This is a genomic window from Streptomyces sp. NPDC030165 (assembly GCF_055573595.1).
This window is the reverse complement of record NZ_JBVIBD010000016.1, coordinates 66,650-87,119: the sequence shown is the minus strand read 5'-3', so window position 1 is coordinate 87,119 and position 20,470 is coordinate 66,650. Positions and strand designations below refer to the sequence as shown.

16 protein-coding genes and 2 pseudogenes are annotated in these 20,470 nt (G+C 72.9%); 11 read left to right on the top strand and 7 right to left on the bottom strand.

Annotated elements, in window-relative coordinates; all coding sequences use genetic code 11:
- Positions 1-126: 126 nt before the first annotated feature.
- Both ACZ4Z1_RS27675 and ACZ4Z1_RS27670 read left to right on the top strand, forming a co-directional pair.
- Positions 127-1,293 (top strand): exonuclease SbcCD subunit D, encoded by a 1,167-nt coding sequence (locus tag ACZ4Z1_RS27675; protein WP_468489340.1) that lies wholly within the window; start codon positions 127-129, stop codon positions 1,291-1,293.
- Positions 1,290-4,496 (top strand): AAA family ATPase, encoded by a 3,207-nt coding sequence (locus tag ACZ4Z1_RS27670; RefSeq protein WP_468489339.1) that lies wholly within the window; start codon positions 1,290-1,292, stop codon positions 4,494-4,496. The genes ACZ4Z1_RS27675 and ACZ4Z1_RS27670 overlap by 4 nt, the downstream gene beginning before the upstream one ends.
- A 62-nt stretch (positions 4,497-4,558) precedes the next feature.
- On the opposite strand, the gene ACZ4Z1_RS27665 is transcribed toward ACZ4Z1_RS27670, so the two are convergent.
- Complete coding sequence (locus ACZ4Z1_RS27665; protein ID WP_468489338.1) at positions 4,559-5,005, bottom strand: Lrp/AsnC family transcriptional regulator; 447 nt, start codon at positions 5,003-5,005, stop codon at positions 4,559-4,561.
- Between the two features lie 95 nt (positions 5,006-5,100).
- On the opposite strand from ACZ4Z1_RS27665, the gene ACZ4Z1_RS27660 reads away from it, so the two are divergent.
- The 3 genes and pseudogenes from ACZ4Z1_RS27660 (at position 5,101) to ACZ4Z1_RS27650 (ending at position 6,546) form a co-directional block, all read left to right on the top strand.
- Positions 5,101-5,568, top strand: coding sequence for a rhodanese-like domain-containing protein (locus ACZ4Z1_RS27660; RefSeq protein ID WP_468489337.1), 468 nt, complete (start codon positions 5,101-5,103; stop codon positions 5,566-5,568).
- A 20-nt stretch (positions 5,569-5,588) separates the two neighbouring features.
- Positions 5,589-5,675 (top strand): annotated as a pseudogene (locus ACZ4Z1_RS27655) (SDR family oxidoreductase); the annotation flags it as partial.
- A gap of 40 nt (positions 5,676-5,715) precedes the next feature.
- Positions 5,716-6,546, top strand: coding sequence for a class I SAM-dependent methyltransferase (locus ACZ4Z1_RS27650; protein ID WP_468489336.1), 831 nt, complete (start codon positions 5,716-5,718; stop codon positions 6,544-6,546).
- Between the two features lie 148 nt (positions 6,547-6,694).
- Here ACZ4Z1_RS27650 and ACZ4Z1_RS27645 read toward each other — a convergent pair whose 3' ends face one another.
- Positions 6,695-8,389, bottom strand: coding sequence for a DUF885 domain-containing protein (locus tag ACZ4Z1_RS27645; RefSeq protein ID WP_468489335.1), 1,695 nt, complete (start codon positions 8,387-8,389; stop codon positions 6,695-6,697).
- A gap of 194 nt (positions 8,390-8,583) precedes the next feature.
- Here ACZ4Z1_RS27645 and ACZ4Z1_RS27640 point away from each other — a divergent pair, with 194 nt between their 5' ends.
- Both ACZ4Z1_RS27640 and ACZ4Z1_RS27635 read left to right on the top strand, forming a co-directional pair.
- On the top strand, positions 8,584-9,654 hold the full coding sequence (locus ACZ4Z1_RS27640) for a LysR family transcriptional regulator (protein WP_468489334.1): 1,071 nt from the start codon (positions 8,584-8,586) through the stop codon (positions 9,652-9,654).
- A 118-nt stretch (positions 9,655-9,772) separates the two neighbouring features.
- On the top strand, positions 9,773-11,143 hold the full coding sequence (locus tag ACZ4Z1_RS27635) for a carbohydrate-binding protein (protein WP_468489333.1): 1,371 nt from the start codon (positions 9,773-9,775) through the stop codon (positions 11,141-11,143).
- A gap of 198 nt (positions 11,144-11,341) precedes the next feature.
- On the opposite strand, the gene ACZ4Z1_RS27630 is transcribed toward ACZ4Z1_RS27635, so the two are convergent.
- The gene (locus tag ACZ4Z1_RS27630) at positions 11,342-12,748 is read right to left on the bottom strand and encodes a GNAT family N-acetyltransferase (protein ID WP_468489332.1); all 1,407 of its coding nucleotides are present in this window, start codon (positions 12,746-12,748) and stop codon (positions 11,342-11,344) included.
- Between the two features lie 151 nt (positions 12,749-12,899).
- Positions 12,900-14,531 (bottom strand): alkaline phosphatase D family protein, encoded by a 1,632-nt coding sequence (locus ACZ4Z1_RS27625; protein ID WP_468489331.1) that lies wholly within the window; start codon positions 14,529-14,531, stop codon positions 12,900-12,902.
- A 384-nt stretch (positions 14,532-14,915) separates the two neighbouring features.
- On the opposite strand from ACZ4Z1_RS27625, the gene ACZ4Z1_RS27620 reads away from it, so the two are divergent.
- Entirely contained in the window at positions 14,916-15,803 is an 888-nt protein-coding gene (locus ACZ4Z1_RS27620; RefSeq protein ID WP_468489330.1) for an RNA polymerase sigma-70 factor, read from the top strand.
- Here the strand turns inward: ACZ4Z1_RS27620 and ACZ4Z1_RS27615 are convergent.
- A complete protein-coding gene (locus tag ACZ4Z1_RS27615) occupies positions 15,757-16,626 on the bottom strand; it encodes an aspartate/glutamate racemase family protein (RefSeq protein WP_468489329.1) in 870 nt (289 codons plus the stop codon). The two genes, ACZ4Z1_RS27620 and ACZ4Z1_RS27615, sit on opposite strands and share 47 nt — an antisense overlap.
- A 220-nt stretch (positions 16,627-16,846) precedes the next feature.
- Here ACZ4Z1_RS27615 and ACZ4Z1_RS27610 point away from each other — a divergent pair, with 220 nt between their 5' ends.
- The gene (locus ACZ4Z1_RS27610) at positions 16,847-17,602 is read left to right on the top strand and encodes a GntR family transcriptional regulator (RefSeq protein ID WP_468489462.1); all 756 of its coding nucleotides are present in this window, start codon (positions 16,847-16,849) and stop codon (positions 17,600-17,602) included.
- A 286-nt stretch (positions 17,603-17,888) separates the two neighbouring features.
- Positions 17,889-18,110 (top strand): hypothetical protein, encoded by a 222-nt coding sequence (locus ACZ4Z1_RS27605; protein ID WP_468489470.1) that lies wholly within the window; start codon positions 17,889-17,891, stop codon positions 18,108-18,110.
- A gap of 19 nt (positions 18,111-18,129) precedes the next feature.
- On the opposite strand, the pseudogene ACZ4Z1_RS27600 reads toward ACZ4Z1_RS27605, so the two are convergent.
- A pseudogene (locus ACZ4Z1_RS27600) lies at positions 18,130-18,810 on the bottom strand (IS5 family transposase); the annotation flags it as partial.
- A 109-nt stretch (positions 18,811-18,919) separates the two neighbouring features.
- On the opposite strand from ACZ4Z1_RS27600, the gene ACZ4Z1_RS27595 reads away from it, so the two are divergent.
- Complete coding sequence (locus tag ACZ4Z1_RS27595) at positions 18,920-19,288, top strand: VOC family protein (RefSeq protein WP_468489328.1); 369 nt, start codon at positions 18,920-18,922, stop codon at positions 19,286-19,288.
- Between the two features lie 154 nt (positions 19,289-19,442).
- On the opposite strand, the gene ACZ4Z1_RS27590 is transcribed toward ACZ4Z1_RS27595, so the two are convergent.
- Positions 19,443-20,300 carry an alpha/beta fold hydrolase gene (locus tag ACZ4Z1_RS27590; RefSeq protein WP_468489327.1) on the bottom strand — a complete coding sequence of 286 codons (858 nt, stop codon included), beginning with the start codon at positions 20,298-20,300 and terminating at the stop codon, positions 19,443-19,445.
- Between the last annotated feature and the right edge of the window lie 170 nt (positions 20,301-20,470).

Genomic DNA, 20,470 nt, shown 5'->3' with positions numbered 1-20,470 from the left:
TGAGGTCGGTGATGGATGGGGTGCCGGCAGAGACTAAAGTCGTCCGTGCTGATACATGGGTTCGTGCCGACTTGGTGCTGAGTCGGTGCTCAAGGGAGGATAAAAGATGCAGGTCGGAGCGTTGCTGTGAGATTTCTGCACACCTCCGACTGGCACCTCGGCCGCTCGTTCCACCGGGTGAACCTGCTCACCGCGCAGCGGGCCTTTCTCGACCACCTGGTCGAGACGGTCCGCACGCAGCGCGTCGACGCGGTCCTCGTCGCGGGTGATGTGTACGACCGTGCCGTACCGCCGCTGGCCGCGGTGGAGCTCTTCGACGACGCCCTGCACCGCCTCGCGGATCTGGGCGTGCCCACCGTCATGATCTCCGGCAACCACGATTCCGCCCGCCGGCTCGGTGTCGGTTCCGGGCTGATGCGGCAGGCCGGCATTCACCTGCGGACCGACCCGGCGGCCTGTGCCACCCCGGTCGTACTGCGTGACGAGCACGGCGAGGTCGCCCTGTACGGGCTGCCGTACCTGGAACCCGCCCTGGTCAAGAACGAGTTCGGCGCCGAGCGGGCCGATCACGCGCAGGTGCTGGGCGCCGCCATGGACCGGGTGCGCGACGACCTCGCCGGACGGCCTGCCGGAACGCGGTCGGTGGTGCTCGCGCACGCCTTCGTCACCGGCGGCGCGCCCAGCGACAGCGAGCGTGACATCACGGTCGGCGGCGTGGAGTCCGTACCCGCCTCCGTCTTCGACGGCGTGGACTACGCCGCGCTCGGGCATCTGCACGGCTGCCAGACGATCACCGACCGGGTCCGCTACTCCGGCTCGCCGCTCGCCTACTCCTTCTCCGAGGAGCGGCACCGCAAGTCCATGTGGCTCGTCGACCTGGACGCCGCGGGCGCGGTGACCGCCGAGCGCCTGGACTGCCCGGTGCCCCGGCCGCTGGCCCGGATCCGCGGCACGCTGGACGGCCTGCTGGCGGACCCGGCGCTGACCGCCCACGAGGAGGCGTGGGTGGAGGCGACGCTGACCGACGCCGCCCGCCCGCACGAACCGATGGCCCGGCTCGCCGGCCGCTTCCCGCACATCCTCAGCCTCGCCTTCGAGCCGGAGGGGGGCGCTGACCGCACGCTCGCCTCGTACGCGCAGCGGCTGCGCGGCCGCAGCGACCAGGAGATCGCCGAGGACTTCGTCGCCCACGTACGGCCCGGGCGCGGTGTGGACGACGACGAGCGGGCCGTGCTGCGCTCCGCCCTGGACGAGGTGCGCACCGACGACGTGCTGCGGGAGGTGGCGCGGTGAGGCTGCACCGGCTGTCGGTGACGGCTTTCGGGCCGTTCGCGCGGACCCAGACCATCGACTTCGACCGGCTCGCGCAGGCCGGTCTGTTCCTGCTCCACGGGCCGACCGGCGCGGGCAAGACCTCCATCCTGGACGCCGTCTGCTTCGCCCTGTACGGGACCGTGCCGGGGACCCGGCAGAGCGGCCAGGCGCTGCGCAGCGATCTCGCCGATCCGCTCACGCTCACCGAGGTCGTCCTCGAACTGACCGTCGGCGGGCGGCGGCTGGAGGTCACCCGGCTGCCGGAGCAGCACCGCCCGAAGAAGCGCGGGACCGGCACGACCCGCGAGAAGGCACAGAGCCGGCTGCGCGAGTACGTGACCGGCGACGGCGGGCCGGACGGGGGCGCCGGCGGCGGGCGCTGGAAGGCGCTCAGCCGGTCCCACCAGGAGATCGGCGAGGAGATCGGCCAGCTGCTCGGCATGAGCAAGGAGCAGTTCTGCCAGGTCGTGCTGTTGCCGCAGGGGGACTTCGCCCGCTTCCTGCGCGCCGACGCCGAGGCCCGCGCCCGGCTGCTGGGGCGGCTCTTCGACACCCGCCGGTTCGCCGCCCTCGAAGAACAGCTCGCCGCCCGTCGCAAGGCCGCGGGCGACCAGGTGTCGGCCGGTGACGACCGGCTGCTGGCGCTCGCCCACCGGATGGACCAGGCGGCGGGGGAGCCGGCCGACCTCGTCGACCCCTCGGTCCCCGCGCCGGGGCGCGCACCCGGTGCGGTGGCTCCGGCAGCGGGCCGCCGTGGCGGTACGGGCCGGGTGCGGGCCGCCGGTACGGGCGCGGTGCCCCAGGGTACGGCGACCGTCACCGCCCTCGTACCAGGGCAGTACGGGCGGGAATCCGCCGCGGCCGCCGTGCAGCCGGTCGAGGCGCCGAGCCCCGGCGAGCCGGGCTTCGCCGAAGCCGTACTGGTACGGGCGGCGGTGGCGCGGTCCAGCGCGCGCGAGCGGTACGACATCGCCCGGCTCGCCGTACGCTCCGCCGAGGTGGCGGAGGCCGCGGCCCGCGCGCGGGCCGACGAGGAGCGCGAGCGCGACCGCCTCCAGCGGCGGTACGCCGAGGCACGGCGGCGCGCGGCGGAACTGGCGGCGCAGACCGGCGAGCGGGACCGGGCCCGGGACCGGCTGGCGCGGGCCCGCGCGGCCTCCGAGGTCGCCCCCGCGCTGGCGCTGCGCGACGCGGCCTGGCGCGAGCACGGGACGGCGCAGGCCGCCGAGCGGCGCGGACGCGACCAGCTGCCGCCCGACCTCGCCGGAGCGGACGCGGAACGGCTCGCCTCCCTGGAGCGTGAGCTGCGGCAGGACCTCGGGTCGCTGGCGGCGGCCCGGCGGGCCGAGAGCCGCGCCGCCGAGATCGTCGAGGAGCGCGCCGGGATCGAACGGGAGGCGCGCGCCGACGAACAGACGCTGGTGGACGCCGCCGCCTGGCTCGCGGACTGGGAGCCGGCCCACCAGGAACACCAGCGGCGCATCGAAGCCGCCCAGGAGGCCGCGGCCCGCGCCGAACAGCTCCGCGCGCAGCTCGACCCGGCCCGGCAGCGGCTGGAAGCCGCGCGGCGCCGCGACCGGCTCGCGGACGCCCTGCACGCCGCGGACGAGGACGCGCTGCGCGCCCGGGAGCGTGCGGCGGCGGCCCACGAGCACTGGCTCGACCTCAAGGACCGCCGCCTGCGTGGCATCGCGGCCGAACTCGCCGCCGGACTGGAGGACGGCGCCGCGTGCGCGGTGTGCGGCGCCACCGAGCACCCCGCTCCGGCCCGTACCGAGGCCGGCCACGTGGACCGTACGGCGGAGGAAGCGGCGCTGGAGGCCTACCGGCAGGCCGAGTCCGTACGTCAGGACGCCGAGCGCGCCCAGCAGTCCCTGAAGGAGGAACTGGCCGCCGCGGCTGCGACCGCCGGAGACGCCTCCGTCGCTGAACTCGCGCGCACCGAGGGGGAGTTGCGCGAGACGTATGCGCGTGAGCGAGCCGCGGGCGCGGATCTCCACGCGGCCCGGGAAGCGTCCTTGCGCGCAGAGCGGGAGTACGAACGCCGCCGTACCGAGCAGCAGGAGGCCGAGCGCCGCGCTGCCGCACGCACCTCCCACCGCGAAGCCCTCGACCGGGAACTCGCCTCACTGGAAGGCGAGTTGGCGGAGGCGCGCGGCGGCTTCGCGAGTGTCACCGAGCGTGCCCGGCGCCTGGAGCGGCAGGTCGTGCTGCTGGCGGAGGCCGCGGCCGCGGCCCGTACGGCCGATGCGTGTGCCGAGCGGCTGAAGGAGGCCGACGCCCACCTGTCGGACGCCGCCTACCAGGCCGGGTTCGACACCCCGAAGGACGCGTCGGACGCCCTGTTGAGCGATGCCGACTGGCGCGCCCTGCAACAGCGCCTCGACCGCCACCAGGCCGAAACAGCGGCCGTGGAAGCCGAGCTGGCCGACCCTGAGGCGATCGCCGCGGCGGACCTCCCGCCCGCCGACCCGGGCCGGGCGCACGCCGAGCTGGAGCACGCGGGCCGCAGACTGCGCACCGCCAGTGCGGCCTGTGCCGCCGCCGAGGAACGCTGCGCCGAACTGGACCGGCTCGGCGCACGAGCCCACTCCGACGCCCGCCGACTGGCCCCGCTGCGCACCGAGTACGAGCGCATCGCCCGCCTCGCCTCCCTCGCCGCCGGCACCTCGACGGAGAACGAACGGCGGATGCGCCTGGAGTCCTACGTCCTCGCCGCCCGGCTCGAACAGGTCGCGGCAGCCGCCAGCGCGCGCCTGCACCGCATGTCCTCCGGCCGCTACACGCTCGTGCACTCCGACGAACGGGCCGGCGGCGCACGCCGTTCCGGTCTGGGGCTGCACGTCATCGACGCCTGGACCGGCCACGAACGGGACACCGCCAGCCTCTCCGGCGGCGAGACGTTCTTCGCCTCGCTGGCCCTGGCGCTCGGACTCGCCGACGTCGTCACCGACGAGGCGGGCGGCACCCGCCTGGACACCCTCTTCATCGACGAGGGCTTCGGCAGTCTGGACGAACAGACCCTGGACGAGGTGCTGGACGTCCTGGACTCGCTGCGCGAACGGGACCGCAGCGTCGGCATCGTCAGCCACGTCGTGGACCTGCGGCAGCGGATACCGGCGCAGCTGGAGGTCGTCAAGGACCGCGCGGGGTCGTCCGTACGGCACCGGGTGCCCGACTGAGCCGGAGGTCCGGGAGGTGGTCCGGGCGCAGGCGGTGGGCCGGGCCCAGCCGTTGTCTGCGTTCAGGGACTGATCGGGCGCCGCGGCAGGGGTGAGGAGTACACGACGCTGGTCGTCACCGCGCCCAGCGAGCCCACCCGGCCCGACACTTCCTCCAGGTGCTTCATCGAGCGGGCGGCGACCTTCAGGACGAAACAGTCGTCGCCCGTGACGTGGTGCGCCTCCAGGATCTCGGGCGTGGTCTCCAGCAGGTCGTGGAACGGCTTGTAGTTGCCGTTCGGGTAGCGCAGCCGGACGAAGGCCAGCACCGACAGCCCGATGCCCGCCGGCTCGACCACCGCGGCGTACCCGGATATCACCCCGGCCTCCTCCAGGCGCCGTACCCGCTCGGTCACCGCGCTCGCGGACATGTTCACGGCGCGGGCCAGTTCGGCGTATCCCGCGCGGCCGTTGCGCTGCAGGACGTCGAGGATGCGCCAGTCGGTGGCGTCAGGGGAATAGCCGGTCATGGGAGGTGTCTAGCAGTGGAATCCCCGGCGGATCAAGGGTTTTGCCGCTGATCGTCGCTTCCGGGTGCCAGGGCGTGATCCGTAGATTCATCGATATGACATCCCAGGTCCGCCCCGCTCCCCGGCCCGCCGCCTCTCCGGTCCTCCGCACGCCGCCGGCCGCTCCCGCCGAAGGCGGCAGTCCCGGCTTCGTCCTCGTCGACGTACGCAGCACCGCATCCTGGGAACAGGGGCACATCCCCGGCGCCCGGCACCTGCCCACGGCGGACATCCCGCGCCACGCCGCGGAGCTGCTGGACCCGGCCGTCCCTGTCGTCGTCCACTGCTGGGGCCCCGGCTGCGACGGCGCCACCCGCGCCGCGCTCGCCCTTGCCGAGCGGGGGTACCGGGTCAAGGAGATGCTCGGCGGCATCGAGTACTGGATACGTGAAGGGCACGCGGTGCGGACCGCGCGAGGGCGGGCACAGCGCGCTGCCGACCCGCTGCCACTCCACGGCCGTACGGCCTCGGTCGCCGGGGCCGGTCGGCCGGCGGCATCGGATACGCCGTCGCCCGGCGGCTGACCGCGTACGGCGCGAGCGTCGCGCGACGCATCGCCTGGCTCGCCAAGGACGAGGCGGAAGGGATTACGGGTGAAGTCGTCAACTCGGAAGGGGGGTTCCGGCGCTGAAGCGATGTGCCGGTCCCGTCCGGCTGGCATGGTGCTGAATGTGAGCAACGTACGCGAGGTCATCCGATATTACCGTCAGCCGGGATCTCAGCTGGGATACCGCCTCTTCCTGAACGGCACCAAACATTTCGGCTTCTACCGCGAGACGGACTCCCCGTGGGCCTGGTCGAAAGCGCTGCGCCGTATGGAAGACAGAATGGGGGAGACGCTCGCGCGACCGCCGGGAGCGCGCGTGCTCGACGCCGGGTGCGGCGTGGGCGACGTGGCGAGCCGGCTGGCGGGCCGCTTCGGCCTGCGCGTCCACGGGGTGGACGTACTCGACGCCCATGTCGCACAGGCCCGGCGGCGCGCCCGCCGCCGGGGCCTCGACCACCTGCTCACCTTCTCGCACAGCGACTACGCGGCCCTCGACTTCCCCGACGAGAGCTTCGACGCCGTCTACACCATGGAGACGCTGGTGCACGCGGCGGAGGCGGAGGCGGTGCTGCGGCAGTTCCACCGCGTCCTCAAACCCGGCGGCCGGCTCGTCATGTTCGAGTACGCCCGGGAAACCGCCGCCCGGATGCCGACACCCGCCGCCGAGGTGTTCCGGCAGCTGAACGACTGGGCCGCGATGCCGTCGTTCCAGCGCTTCACCTACGGCACGCTGGAGCGCCTGACCGCCGAGACCGGATTCTCCGTACGCGGCGTCGAGGACATCTCGCGCAGCATGTGGCCGATGCTGCGGTGCTTCGCCGTGATCGGGGCGCTGCCTTACGCGGGATGCCGGACGGCGGGGGTGCGCCGGCATTCCGTGAACACCATGTCGGCCGTGGAATTCTGGCGGCACCGGGCATTCTGGCGGTACGAGATTCATACCGCCGAGAAATGAGCCGGGGGAGCGGAGCGCACGGCTCGGGGCGCGGAGCGCGGAAACGCTGAGCGCGGGGACCATGGCATTGCATGCACATTCCGGGAGAATTCATTCCGGGAAAGTGAACGGGCCGCGGTCCCCGCGAAGCCGGACGCGCCGCCCCGTCTCAGATCCGCGACAGCTCCGCCAGCAGGTCGTCCAGGCCCAGCGAGCCCTGCGACAGCGCCGCCATGTGCCACGCCTTGAGGTCGAAGTCCGCGCCGTGCCGCTGCCGTGCCGCCTCGCGGCCGCTGAGCCACGTACGCTCGCCCAGCTTGTAGCCGATGGCCTGGCCCGGCATGCCCTGGTAGCGGATGATCTCGCTCTCGACGAAGTCCGCGGGACGGCTGGAGTGGCGGCCGAAGAACTCCTGGGCCAGCTCCGGCGTCCAGCGCTCGCCCGGGTGGAACGGCGAGTCCGCCGGAATGGTCAGCTCCAGGTGCATGCCGATGTCGATGATGACGCGGACCGCCCGCATCATCTGCGCGTCCAGGTAGCCGAGCCGGCGCTCCGCGCTGGTCAGGAAGCCCAGCTCGTCCATCAGCCGCTCCGCGTACAGCGCCCAGCCCTCGGCGTTGGCGCTGACCATGCCCACCGTCGTCTGGTAGCGCGAGAGGTCCTCGGCGACGTGCGCCCACTGCGCCAGCTGGAGGTGGTGGCCCGGTACGCCCTCGTGGTACCAGGTCGAGACCAGATCGTACGCCGGGAAGCGGGTCTGGCCCATCGTCGGCAGCCACGTGCGGCCGGGGCGGGAGAAGTCCAGCGAGGGGCTCGTGTAGTAAGGGGCGGCGGCGCCGCCGGGCGGCGCGATCCGCGACTCCACGTGCTTGACCCGCTCCGCCAGGTCGAAGTGGGTGCCGTCCAGCGCCTCGATGGCCTGGTCCATCAGCGCCTGGAGCCACTGGCGGGTCTCCTCGACGCCCACCACGGCCTCACCGTTCTCGTCCAGCCAGGACAGTGCCTCCCACGGGGTCTTCGCGCCGGGCAGGACCTTCTCGGCCTCCTCGGCCATCTCGGCGCGCAGCCGGTGGAACTCCGACCAGCCGTACGTGTACGCCTCCTCCAGGTCCAGGTCGGTGCCGTTGAAGTAGCGGGCCAGCAGGGCGTAGCGCTCGCGGCCCACGACGTCCGGCGCGCCCTCGACCGCCGGCGCGTAACGGTCGCGGAACCAGTCGCGCAGCTCCACCAGCGCGCCGGTCGCCACCGACGCCGCCGCGTCCAGTTCGGCGCGCAGCGCCTCCGGGCCCGGCTCGGTCAGGTCGGCGAACCAGCTGCGGTCCGTACCGATCCAGGTGTCCAGCTGTCCGATGACCGTGGTGACCTGCCGCGGCCCGGCGGGCAGGTTCCGCTTCAGCCCCGCCTCCAGCGAGGCGCGGTAGCCCTCCAGCGCGGCGGGCACCGCCCGCAGCCGCCGGGCCAGCGCGGACCAGTCGTCGTCCGTCTCGACCGGCGTGATCGTCAGGACCTCGCGCACCGAGTGCAGCGGGGAGTGCAGGTTGCTCACCGCGCGCAGCCCTTCGCCCGCCTCGTGCACCGCCAGCTCCGCGGTCAGCCGCTCGCGCAGCAGCCGGGCACAGCGCCGTTCACTCTCGCTGTCCCCGCCCGGCCGCCGCTCGGCCCCGGCGAGCCGGTCCAGCGTCGTACGGGCCAGCTGGGCCACCGCTTCCTGGCCGGTGGGCGAGAAGTCGGGCAGCCGGCTCGAACTCTCCGTGACGCCGAGGAAGGTGCCGGTGATGGGGTCCAGGTCGACCAAGGCGTCGACGTAGGCGTCGGCGACCTGGCGGGGGAGTGGCGCGTTGTCGGAAGCAGTGGTGTGGGACATGCGCCCATCCTCGTACGGCGGCCCCCGGTACGTCATCATCAGCGCGCCGTGCGATCCGGCCAGGGGCGCCGCGTCCGCGCAGGGCGAACGGGAGCGGAACGGCTCGGTGCCGGCCGCCGCGCCTGGTGACGCGCCCGTCATTGGTCCGTACCGGACTATTGCTCCCGCGCGGAGCGGAGCCCCAAGCTCGCAGAATGGACCTGGAATTGCGGCATTTGAAGACGATCCGGACTATTGCCGACGCGGGCAGCCTGACCAAGGCCGCCGCCCGGCTCGGCCTCGCCCAGCCCGCCCTGAGCGCCCAGCTCAAACGCATCGAACGCACCCTGGGCGGCCGGCTCTTCGAGCGCGGGCGCTTCGGCGTCCGTCCCACCGCCCTGGGGGAGTTCGTGCTCGAACGCGCCCGTGTGGTGCTGCCCGCGATCAGCGAGCTCCAGCAGGAGGCCGTACGGTTCACCAGCGCGGGCGGCACCGTGCCGGGCCTCCGGCTCGGGGGGACGCACGGACCGCTGCTCGGCGGGCTGGTGGACCGGCTGGCGACCGTCCGCCCCGGCGTGCCGGTGACCACGTTCACCACCTGGTCCGAACGGGAGATCGCCGCCTCCGTCGTCACCGGACGGCTGGACTTCGCCCTGGTCGGGGCCTGCGGGGAGAGCCCGGCGCCCGAGCCCGAACGGCTCAGCTGGCGGGAGGTGGCGGTGGACCCGGTCTTCGTCATGCTCGCCGAGAGCCATCCACTGGCCGGCCGGCGCGAGATCGGCCTGGCGGAACTGGCGGCCGAGGCCTGGGCGGACGTACCGGGCGACGGCTGCTTCGCGGACTGCTTCACCCTCGCCTGCGCCCGCGCCGGCTTCACGCCCACCCGCGTCTACGAGACCGACACCGCGTCCTGCATCCACCTCGTCCAGGTCGGCCGTGCGGCCGGACTGTGCCGCGCCACGCTGCCGCCCACCCCGGGGATGGTGACCAGACCGCTGGCCGGTACGCCGCTGTTCTGGCGCCACCTCGTGGGCTGGCTCCCCGGCACCCCCGCGGCGGACACCGCCGCCGAAGTCGTCACCCAGGCCCGCGCCGCGCACGCCGCCGCCGCCGCGCGCAGCGACAGCTACACGCAGTGGCTGGCCGACCATCGCGACGCGGCCGATCCGGGGCCGCCAGGTGGTGCCGGGGGCGGGGTGGCGGAGTTCGGCTCCAGCGGGTCGGCGTCCGACGGCCGGGCACCGGTCCCCGGCCCGCTGCCGCCGGAACGCACCGACTACCCGTGATCTCCGCCCGGCATCCATAACGCCCCGCAGAAGGAGAACTGACATCTTCTGCGAACCGGCCCACGGCACCTACGTTTTCGGCACCTCCACCCCCCCCGAGACCGAGGAGACCTCCCCCATGCGCTCCAGACACGCCCGAACCAGCGCGTGTGCCGTCATAGCCGCCGTCGGCGCACTCGTCCTGACCGCGCTGCCCGGCTCGGCGGCCGCGGACTCGGCGACCCCGCGGACCCCCCACCGGTCGGCCGCCGAGACCCTGTCCGTCGCCGCCACCTCCGACGCCGTGTTCCAGGCGATGCGGCGCGACCTCGGCCTCGACCGGGCGCAGGCCGAACGGCGGCTGGCCAACGAGGCGGAGGCCGGCGCGGTCGCCGGGCGCCTGCACCACGCGCTGGGCGGTTCCTTCGCCGGCGCCTGGGTCAGCGGCACCGAGTCCGCCACCCTCACCGTCGCCACCACCGACGCCACGCGCCTGGCGGCCGTACGGGCGGCGGGCGCGCGCGCCGTCCACGTACCGCACACTCTCGCCCAACTCGACGCCGCCAAGGAGAAGCTGGACCGCGCGTCGGCGCGCCGGGCCGCCCCCGAAGCGTCCTCGTGGGCCGTGGACGTCCGCACGAACACGGTCCAGCTGCGCGCCGCCGACCCGGCCGCCGCACGGTCGTTCGTCACCGCCGGCGGCGCCGACCGCGGTCTCGTCAGCGTCAGCCGGACCGCCGAACGCCCGCGCCCGCTCTACGACATCCGCGGCGGCGACGCGTACTACATGGGCGGCGGACGCTGCTCCGTAGGCTTCGCGGTCACCCGAGGCACCCAGCAGGGTTTCGCCACCGCCGGCCACTGCGGCCGCGCCGGGACCTCCACCACCGGGTACAACCAGGTGGCCCAGGGCAGCTTCCAGGCGTCCACCTTCCCCGGCCGGGACACCGCCTGGGTCGCCACCAACAGCAACTGGACCGCGACCCCGTACGTCAAGGGGCAGGGCGGCCAGAACGTACGGGTCGCCGGCTCCACCCAGGCGGCGGTCGGCGCCTCGATCTGCCGCTCCGGCTCCACCACCGGCTGGCACTGCGGCACCATCCAGCAGCACAACACCAGCGTCACCTACCCGCAGGGCACCGTCAGCGGCGTGACCAGGACCTCGGTGTGCGCCGAGCCGGGCGACTCCGGCGGCTCCTTCATCTCCGGCAGCCAGGCGCAGGGCGTCACCTCCGGCGGCTCCGGCAACTGCCGCTCCGGCGGCACGACCTTCTACCAGCCCGTCAACCCGCTGCTCCAGGGCTACGGCCTCACGCTGAAGACCACCACGAGCGGCTCCGAGAACCCCGGCCCCGGCCAGCCGGGTGAGACCACCTGGGCCGCCGGCACCGTCTACGAGCCGGGCGCCCAGGTCACATACGGCGGCATCACGTACCGCTGCCTCCAGGGCCACCAGGCGCAGTCGGGCTGGGAGCCCGCGAACACGCCGTCGCTGTGGGAGCAGGTCTGAACGCCACGGCGACAACGCCATGGCCGACAGTGCGGTGGCCGGCAGCACCACGGCCAGGAGCACACGGCTGAGAGCCACTGAGGTACGGCACCGATCCGCACCGGTCACCGTACCGCCGGGGCCGGCTGGTACGAGCGCTCGCGTACCGGCCGGCCCCACTTCCTTCCGCGCCTGCGCGCTTGGTGCTCGTTCACGCCGTCAGGTCGCCTGCGGCCCCGACCCCGGCACCACGCGGGCCGCCTCCGGCCGTACGGGCTCCCGCCGGGCGGGCAGCCCCTCCGGGCGGGCGCTGATCACCAGCGTGCCTTCCTCGATCTGGTAGTCCAGCGGCAGACGCAGCCCGCGCATCGCCGCCACCATGCCGGTGTTCGACGCCTGCGTGATCGCGTAGACGCTCCCGCAGCCCGCGTCGGCCGCCATGCCGACCAGCCGCCGCAGCAGCTCCGAGCCGATGCCGCGCTGCTGCCACGCGTCCTCGACCAGCAGCGCCACCTCGGTCTCCTCCCCGTCCCACAGCAGGTGGCCGAGGGCCACCAGCCGCCCGGACGCGGTCTCGACCGCGAGCGTGCGGCCGAAGCGGGGGCTGAGCAGATGGTCCAGGTAGCGCTCGGCGTCGGCGACCGGGCCGTGGTAGCGCATCGCCAGCGTCCGGGCCGAGCAGCGGTCGTGCATCTCGCGGGCCGCGGCCAGGTCCGAGGGGTCGGCGCGGCGGACCGTGATGGCGTTGCCCTCGGGCAGGGTCAGCACGTCGCGGCGCGGCGGCACCCGCTGGCCGAGCCGGGTGTCCAGCTCTACCAGCGCCCGTACCCGAGCGAACTCGGTGGGCGTGAAGGGAAGGTGCGGGCGCTCGATGGTGACGGTTCCCCCGGACGGCTCACGGAACTTCATGGTGTGCTCTTCGAGGATGCCCTCGTCCGGCACGGGTTCGGCCTGCGGTTGCCCGTTCAGGGCCCGCGCGGGCACCGAATGGATGGTGCAGCGCCCCAGCAACTGGCGTAGCGCCAGCGGCAGCTCGGCGGAGTCCAGGGCCGTACGGGTGGCCAGCCCCAGCATCCGGGTGGGGGCGTCCACCAGGTCGTGGGCGTCCGCGCGCTCCAGCCAGGTGTGGGCGCCGCCCGCCGCGGCGACCGTCCGGGTCAGTTCGGCGGCGGGCAGCGGGGCGGGGGCGCGCAGCAGGAACTCGTCGACCGTCCCGTCCGACAGCGGGTGTGTCTGCAGGCTCAGGATGTCCACCCGGTGCCGGGCCAGGGCCGTGCACAGCGTGGCGAGGCTGCCCGGCTCGTCCCGTACGGTCGTGCGCATCCGCCACAGCGCCGTCTCCGGCCGCTCCCCCTCGGGAACGGCCGGAGCGGTGGGCACTGCGGCGCGCGTATCGGTCGGCGGCGGCGCGTGTTCGTGGCGCCGTGACCACCAGGTGTGGAATCCGGCCGTGGCGATCAGGGCCAGCGCCGAGCAGCACAGCAGCACCGGCCCCGACGGGCCGTGCGCGATGGCGTTGGCGATGGCGTCCGCCACGGACACGGCGGTGAACAGGGCCGCCAGTTCGACCAGGTCCCGCCGCCAGTGGTGGCGGCGGGAGGTCTTGGCAGAGGTCGCGTCAGTCATGCAGCCCAGCGTCGCCGACGGGTGTTGCCTGATCGCGAACGCTCTGTGACCGATGGGTAAAGGACGCAATCGCGGCAAAAAGCGACTGGTTGCGCGGGCCACTCGTAGGGCGCGGACCGCCATGTCTGCCCAGCCGACCCACGTGCGTCTCTCACCGGCCCGGCTGCCCCACCCGCCCCGGCTGCAACACCCGGCTGAACAGTACCTGCCCGCTGTCCTGGCGCAGCCGTACGGTCAGTTCGCCGCTGTCCCCGTCGATGTCCACCTCGCCGAAGTACTGCGGGCTCTCGGCGGGGGAGACGTTCGCCCGCCGCGGTGCCTTGACGAAGGGCTGCGCGGGCCCGAACGTACCGTCCGGCGGCACGGCCGGGAAGCCGCCCGCGTTCAGCGGCCCCGAGACGAACTCCCAGAACGGCGCGAAGTCCTTGAACGCGGCGCGCGACGGGTCGTAGTGCTGGGCGGAGGTGTAGTGCACATCCGTCGTCAGCCAGACCGTGCCGGTCACGCGCCGGTGTTTGATGAACCGCAGCAGCTCCGCGATCTGCAGCTCCCGGCCCAGCGGCGCGCCCGGGTCGCCCTGCGCCACCGCCTCGAAGTCCGTCTTGCCGTCCGCGACGACCAGGCCCAGCGGCAGGTCGGAGGCGATCACCTTCCACACCGCGCGAGACCGCGCCAGAGACCGCTTGAGCCAGGCCAGCTGCTCGGTGCCGAGGATGCCCTGCCGGTCGTCCGGCTGCCGGTTCGGGGAGTTGGCGTTCCGGTACGTCCGCATGTCCAGCACGAACACGTCCAGCAGCGGCCCGTGACGGAGCACACGGTAGACCCGTCCGCCCCGGTCCGACCGCAGCGTGCTGATGGGGAAGTACTCCCGGAACGCCCGCAGCGAGCGGGCCGCGAGCACGTCCACGTCCTTCTCGGTGTACCGGGCGTCGTCGAGGATCTGGCCCGGGTACCAGTTGTTGCGCACCTCGTGGTCGTCCCACTGGATGACCGTGGGGACCTGCGCGTTGAAGCGGCGCAGGTTCGCGTCCAGCAGGTTGTAGCGGAAGTTGCCGCGGTACTCCGCCAGCGTCTCGGCGACCTTCGACTTCTCCTCGGTGGTCACATTGCGCCAGATCCTGCCGTCAGGCAGACGCACACTGGCCTCGATCGGACTGTCGGCGTAAATGTTGTCGCCGCTGCACAGGAAGAAATCCGGGTCGCGGCGGCGCATCTCCTCGTAGATCCGGTAGCCGCCGTGCTCCGGGCTGATGCCCCAGCCCTGCCCGGCCAGATCACCCGACCACGTGAAACGCACGCCGTCGCGGCGCCGGTCCGAGGCGGTACGGAACGTGCCGGTGACCGGCTCGCCCGTACGCCGGTAGTCGTGCGGGTCGGCGAGCAGCACCCGGTAGTGGATCTGCTCGCCGGAGGGCAGGCCGTGCAGCGCGGTGGTGCCGGTGAAATCCGTACCGGGGCCGAGCACCGGACCGTGCCAGGTGCGGGCGTTGTGGAACGACTCGGTCGCCGCCGTCTGCACGAGCATCCGGGCCGGCCGGTCGGACCGCACCCACACCAGCCCGGAAGAGGACGTCACGTCCCCGGTCTGCACGCCCCACAGGGCGCTCGGCCGTCCGGAACGCACCTGGGCCGGCGCCGCTCCCGCACGGGGCACGGCACCCGCTCCGGCACCGCCCGCGCCCGCTGCGTGCGCGGTGGCGGGCAGGGCGAGCGCCGCGGCGCCGAGCGCCGCGCCGTGCAGCAGCGACCGCCGGCCGACGGCTCTGCCGGATCCCTGCGCCATGTGAAACCTCCCGTGATACGACCGGTCCGTTGCGACCGATGCGATACGACCGATCTTGGTGACGCTTCCGTTCGTACCGTCATCCGGTGCCCCGGCGGCGAACGGGCGGTGAACTCCAGGGGTTCGGCCGGAGCCGGTCGCGGGGACGGCCGGTACGTCGTTCCGTACGGCAACCGGTGCGTCGTCCTTGCACGCCACCAAGGCCGTCGTCCGATGCGTCACCGGTGAAGAGTACGGCGCGACCCGCTACCGGGACCGGTCTGAAACCGGCCGCCGAGCGGAAGGGTGTCCTCCCTTCCGGCCGTAACCCACATCACGTCCGAAACAGCCACCTCTCCAACGTTTCCGCTGGACAATGCCCGGTCGGCCCGCTGGGATGAAGGCGTGCGAACCGATCCCGCGACCGAAGTCTTCCAGGACCACCGCCCCGTGCTGCTGGGCGTGGCCTACCGGATGCTCGGCCGGGTCGCCGACGCCGAGGACGTGGTGCAGGAGGCATGGCTGCGCTGGTCGTCCGCCGACCGGGAGCAGGTCCGCGAGCCGCGTGCCTACCTGGTGCGCGTCACGACCCGGCTGGCCATCGACCGGCTGCGGCAGGTCCAGGCGCGCCGCGAGGCGTACGTGGGCCCCTGGCTGCCCGAGCCGCTGGCCACCGACTTCGGCGATACGGCCGCCGACACCGCCGAACGCGCCGTCCTCGCCGAGTCCGTCACCCTCGCCGTCCTGGTGGTGATGGAGTCGCTGTCGCCGCTGGAACGCGCGGTGTTCGTCCTGCGTGAGGCGTTCGGCTACCCGTACGCGGAGATCGCCACCGTCCTGGAGCGCGGCGAGGCCGCCGTACGCCAACTCGCGGGCCGCGCCCGGCGCCACGTCGAAGAGCGCCGCCCGCGCTTCGAGGTCGACCCGGCCCAGCAGCGCGACCTGACCGAGCGCTTCCTCGCGGCCGCCGCGGGCGAGGACCTGGAGGGGCTGCTGAACCTGCTGGCCGAGGACGTACGGCTGGTCGGCGACAGCGGCGGCAAGGCCAAGGCGCCGCTGCGGGTCATCGAGACCGCGGACAAGGTCGGCCGCTTCCTGCTCGGCGCGGCCCGGGCCGGCGTCCCGGCGGCCGAGTTCGTCCTCCGGGAGCTCAATGGTGGAATCGCGCTGCTGGTGCTCTCGGCGGGCAAGCCGGACGCGGTCTTCCAGGTCGACGTGGCGGACGGCCGGATCCAGACCGTCTACGTCATCCGCAACCCGGAGAAGCTGGCATCCCTCGCCGCCCAGGACTGACTTCGCGCAGCTCGCGCACTGCCCGCATCGCTGCCCGCAGCCCGAGCCTCGGACTCGACAGGACGACTCCGTACGCGGTTCCAAAACCGTAGGCGGCCCCGGGACCGTACGGGCTTCCGGGACTATGCGTACTTGCGGGAGCATTTGTACTCCCGGAAGCATCTGCACTCCCCGAGCCATCTGTGCTCCCGGGGCCACCTGTGCTCCCGGAACCGTTCGTCATGGCGGCCGCCCGCTCCGCCGCCGGGGCCATCGACGCCTGCGCGAGGACGATCGCGTCGGCGCGCCCTTCGCCACCGTCCGGGAATGTCTCCCGTCGCGCGTCACGGACGGCCGCGGCGACGGCGGCGGTGCAGCCCTCCTGATCACCCGCTGCGAAGAGGTCCCAGGCTCCCGGCACGACCCGGGTCACGACGGTGACCTCCCGGCCCGCGCGGGCCGCCTCCTCGGCGACCAGGTCCGCGGTCGGCCGCAGGGTGCTCTCTACCGTGGCGAGCACGGTGACGCGCGGCCCCGCCGCGACGGCCGCGGCGGCCATCGGCCGGTCCACGCGCAGAACGGGCACACCGACGGCCGCCCCGGCGTCCTCGGCGACCGCGCCGATGGTCGAGCAGGTGCACAGGATCGCCGTCGCCCCGTCCGCCGCGGCCGCGGCGAGCACGTCCCGTATCGCCGCCTCGACCGCCTCCGGCCCCTCTTTCCGGGCCCGGTCCAGCAGGTCGGGGCGTACGAGGTGCCGCAGGGCCGTGCCGGGGGAGTCCTCGTCGCGCAGCGCCTCGAAGACCGGAACGTGAACGGACGAGGTGTGCAGCAGCGCAAGCATGATCGCGAGGCTAACCGATCGAGACCGTCGGTGACCGGTCCGTGAACGGATCGGCCCATTGGTCTTGACCAAGGGTGGGGGCGGCCATATCGTCACAGGGATACTGCAACAACCTTTAATAAAGAAGCGCTCAAATCCGAGCGCACGTGCGGGCCCTGTGCGGACCCGCACTCCGGCGGGGACCACCTCCGCCGGGAAGACGGCCATGGCGGAGGACAGGGTGGGGACCACGCAGCTCGAAACGGCGCCGGAGCCGAAGTACTGGCACCTCAAGACCGTGCTCAGCGAGGCTCTGGACTCGGAGTTCTCGGTCGGCGAGATCCTGCCCAACGAGCGTGAGCTGGCGGCGCGGTTCGGCGTCGCGCGCGCCACGCTGCGGCAGGCGCTGGAGCAGTTGGAACTGGAAGGCCGTCTGCAGCGCCGCCGCGGCGTGGGCACGACCGTCGCGCCGCCCCGCGTGGGCGTGGCCGTCGACCCCGCGCGCCACACCTGGCCGGGCGCGCCCGGTGACGACTGGCAGCCCGTCGACGCCGTCGAGTCGCAGAACGTGCCCGCCGCCGTGGCGCGCCTGCTGGAACTGGCGCCCGGCGAGCAGGTGCATGTCGTGCACCGCAGCCGGGTCACGCACGGCCAGCCGGTCGCCGCCGAGCAGTTGTACGTACCCGCCCGTTCCGTACCGGAAGCCGCCCCGCACGCCGCCGTGGACGCGCCGGCCCGCGCCCGCACCGTCCTGCGCGAACTCCAGCAGCTCGAACTGGAGGGGCAGGACCGGTCCGTGGAACTCGGCTCGGCCCGGGCGGACGACGCCAAGGAACTGGACCGGCTGCCCGGCGCCCCCGTCCTCGTCGTCACCACCCGCTACTTCGCGGGCGGCCGCACCGCGGCCGTGGCCCTTTCCACCTACCGCGCCGACACCTGCCGGCTCACCTTCGGCGACAACGAGAGCGACGCGGACGTCGCCGTCCTCGCGAGCTAGGGTCTGTCCGATGGATGTGTACCGCCCTGTTGGGCGGCAGCCGGCCCGGCCGGCCTTCCAGCCGCGGATGGTGGCGATCTTCAACGCCCCCCGCTAGGCTCCGTGTTGCTCATTAGAGAGCCGCAGAGCACTGGCGACGTGTCCGATGGGGGACAGTGCTCCTCTCGACAAGCAATGAGCACGATGAGTCTCTAATCGTCGCAGAGCCTCAGCAGGCCATCGCAATCGGTGGTCGAGCTGAGGCTGCCCGCCGACTGGTCGACCACCTTCGTGAAGGGATCGACTGGTGAGGCTGACTTTTTCCGCTCAGGTACTTCTCACGCTCTTGTCATTGGTGTCGTCGCTGCTGGTAGCGGTGGTGGCGGGGGCACTTGGATATGAGGCCGGGGCGCCGGTGGCCGGGGCGGTGTTGTATGGCGGTGGCGCGTTCATCGGCTGGATGACCCTGTGTGTCACTGTGCTGAAGGCGCTCGGCCTGCTCGGGCATCAAAGTCATCCCGGTGAGTAAGGGTTGCCGGCGATTGTGAACGCAGCCACCACAGCCGGATAGCAGCGAGAGTGACGGTGCCGTGGAAGGCATACGCCCTCTCGTCGTACCTGGTCGCTACGGTCGGTCCGCGACGCTTTGAGGGCATTCACGGTCCGCTCGACTTCGCTTCTGCGCTTGTGAAGCGACCTGCCGAAGCCGGTGGGTCGACCGCCCCGGCCACCGCGGTGCTGCTGGCTGACCCGCTGGTTCTTCGGTTCGGGAATGGTGTGCTTGATCTGGCGCCTGCGCAGGTAGCGGCGGTTGCGAATGGATGAGTACGCCTTGTCGCCGCTGACGTGATCAGGACGGGTACGTTTCCTCGGAAGCCGTGGCGGATGCTTTCGAGCTCCGGCGGCATGCTGATGGGCCCGGCAGGCCGTCGAGTCAATACCGGCCATGCTCCGGTCGACACGACGATCCGAGCCTGCGTCGGCTTGCACGGCGGCATGACCTTCTCCCGGGTACCGTCCGCCGACCAGCGTCGATGCCGGTCGTGACAGGTCTTCCACTTGCCGAAGCGCGTCGGCAAATCCCGCCAGGGGATGCCGGTGCGTTGACGAAAGAGAATGCCATTGATCACTTTGCTATAGCGCTTCCAGCGCCCGCCCCGTCCCACGTTCTTCGGAAGGTGCGGCTCAAGCCGGATCCATTCGCTGTCTGAAAGATCGCCCCACCCCACACCAACCGGAACGATCCGGTCGCTCGACAGTCACACGACTCGCCGGACAGGCCCTAGACACCACCCATTCCATCCAGGGGGCAGGTGAGTACTGCGCGACAATCGGCGCATGCTGAAAGTCGGATCGATCGTGCTGGGTGCTTCGGACGTGCGGCGTGCGGCTGCCTTCTGGACGGATGCCCTGGGGTATGTGCCACGCGGTGAGACGGAAGACGACTGGGTGGTGCTGAGGCCCGCGGCAGGGCCCGGGGTCCAGGTGTCGATCGGCCTGAGCGAGACGCCCGTACAGGAGCGTCCGCGGATCCACCTGGACCTGTACGCCGGTGACGCCGCCGACCAGGCCGCCGAGGTCGAACGCCTGGTGTCCCTGGGTGCCCGGCGGGTCGACTGGGACCTCTATCCGGAGGACGCCGACTTCGTCGTCCTGGCCGACCCGGAGGGCAACCGCTTCTGTGTCATCGACACCGGACGCGGCTGAGCGACGGGCCGACAGGTCGTCGGGTCGTCGGCCCACGCCAGGCCGGATCCCCGACTGCCGACCCGTGCCCCCTGCGACCCCGCGACCCGCCCCGCGGCCTCCGCGACGCGACCCGCCCCGCGGCCTCCGCGACGCGACCCGCCCCGCTCTCCGCTCACCCAGCGGCGGGCATGCCGCCCGCCGGTGCGTCACCCACCGCCCCGTCGGTCCCCGACACGCCGGCCGGCGGCGTCAGGAACGCCCGCACCATCGGCACGACGAGATCGGCACGCCGCGGCAGGTTCCGGTGAGTCGTCCCCGGGAGGACACCGAGCCGGGAGCCGGGAATCAGCTCGTGCATCTCGACGGCGTGCTCCAGCCGGACGAAGTCGGTGTCCCCGACCAGCAGGAGGACCGGCGCATCCATACCGGCCAGGGTCCGGGCGGGCCAGCCCTCGAACGCGTGCACCGTCGGTTGCAGTTTCTCGGCGAACGCCTCGAAGCGGCCCGGGTCGGGGGCGACCTTCGTGTACGCCTCGTACATCTCCTGGAAGTCGCTCTCGGTGGGCATCCGAGGAGAGTCCGGCCGCGCTCGCGGGTCGAGGATCTCCGGGTGGTAACCGTCGGGCCGGTAGTGGGTGGAGGCGAGCACCAGCCGGTTCACCCGCGCGGGCCGGGTCAGCGCCAGCTGGAGAGCGGTCAGGCCGCCGAGGCTGAACCCGAAGAAGTCCGCCCGGCCGATCCCGAGGTGGTCCAGCAGCCCCACCACGTCGTCGGCCAGATACGCGAGCGTCGGGTCCCGGTCGATGTCGCCGGTGTGCCCATGCCCTTGCAACTCGACGGCGACGACCTGCCGCGTCGCGGCGAGCGCGGGCAGTATGCCGCCGAAGGACAGGTCGATGGTGAGCAGCCCCCCGTGCAGCAGGACCAGAGGCCGGCCCGTGCCGTGGACCTCGTAGTACAGATCCAGACCGTTGACCCGCGCATACCCGGCGGACGACGGATACGTGGTGGATTCCTGTCCTTCGCTCAACGCGCTCTCCCCGTCTCGACCCCGTTGCCGACCGTCCCGGTGACGCCTGCTCAGCCGTCCCCGGGCACCTGTTCAGCAGATTAGCCCGGGGGTCTGACAACGCCCTCGCGTCACGCCGGGACCGGAGCCGGACGGGTCCGGTCCCGGCACCACATGTGCCGTCCCTTCGC

Excerpts from the sequence above, each read along its gene's own strand:
- ACZ4Z1_RS27665 (WP_468489338.1), bottom strand. The coding sequence starts at position 5,005 with ATGACCGGCTATTCCCCTGACGCCACCGACTGGCGCATCCTCGACGTC.
- ACZ4Z1_RS27660 (WP_468489337.1), top strand. The coding sequence starts at position 5,101 with ATGACATCCCAGGTCCGCCCCGCTCCCCGGCCCGCCGCCTCTCCGGTC.
- ACZ4Z1_RS27645 (WP_468489335.1), bottom strand. The coding sequence starts at position 8,389 with ATGTCCCACACCACTGCTTCCGACAACGCGCCACTCCCCCGCCAGGTC.
- ACZ4Z1_RS27640 (WP_468489334.1), top strand. The coding sequence starts at position 8,584 with ATGGACCTGGAATTGCGGCATTTGAAGACGATCCGGACTATTGCCGAC.
- ACZ4Z1_RS27635 (WP_468489333.1), top strand. The coding sequence starts at position 9,773 with ATGCGCTCCAGACACGCCCGAACCAGCGCGTGTGCCGTCATAGCCGCC.
- ACZ4Z1_RS27630 (WP_468489332.1), bottom strand. The coding sequence starts at position 12,748 with ATGACTGACGCGACCTCTGCCAAGACCTCCCGCCGCCACCACTGGCGG.
- ACZ4Z1_RS27625 (WP_468489331.1), bottom strand. The coding sequence starts at position 14,531 with ATGGCGCAGGGATCCGGCAGAGCCGTCGGCCGGCGGTCGCTGCTGCAC.
- ACZ4Z1_RS27615 (WP_468489329.1), bottom strand. The coding sequence starts at position 16,626 with ATGCTTGCGCTGCTGCACACCTCGTCCGTTCACGTTCCGGTCTTCGAG.
- ACZ4Z1_RS27595 (WP_468489328.1), top strand. The coding sequence starts at position 18,920 with ATGCTGAAAGTCGGATCGATCGTGCTGGGTGCTTCGGACGTGCGGCGT.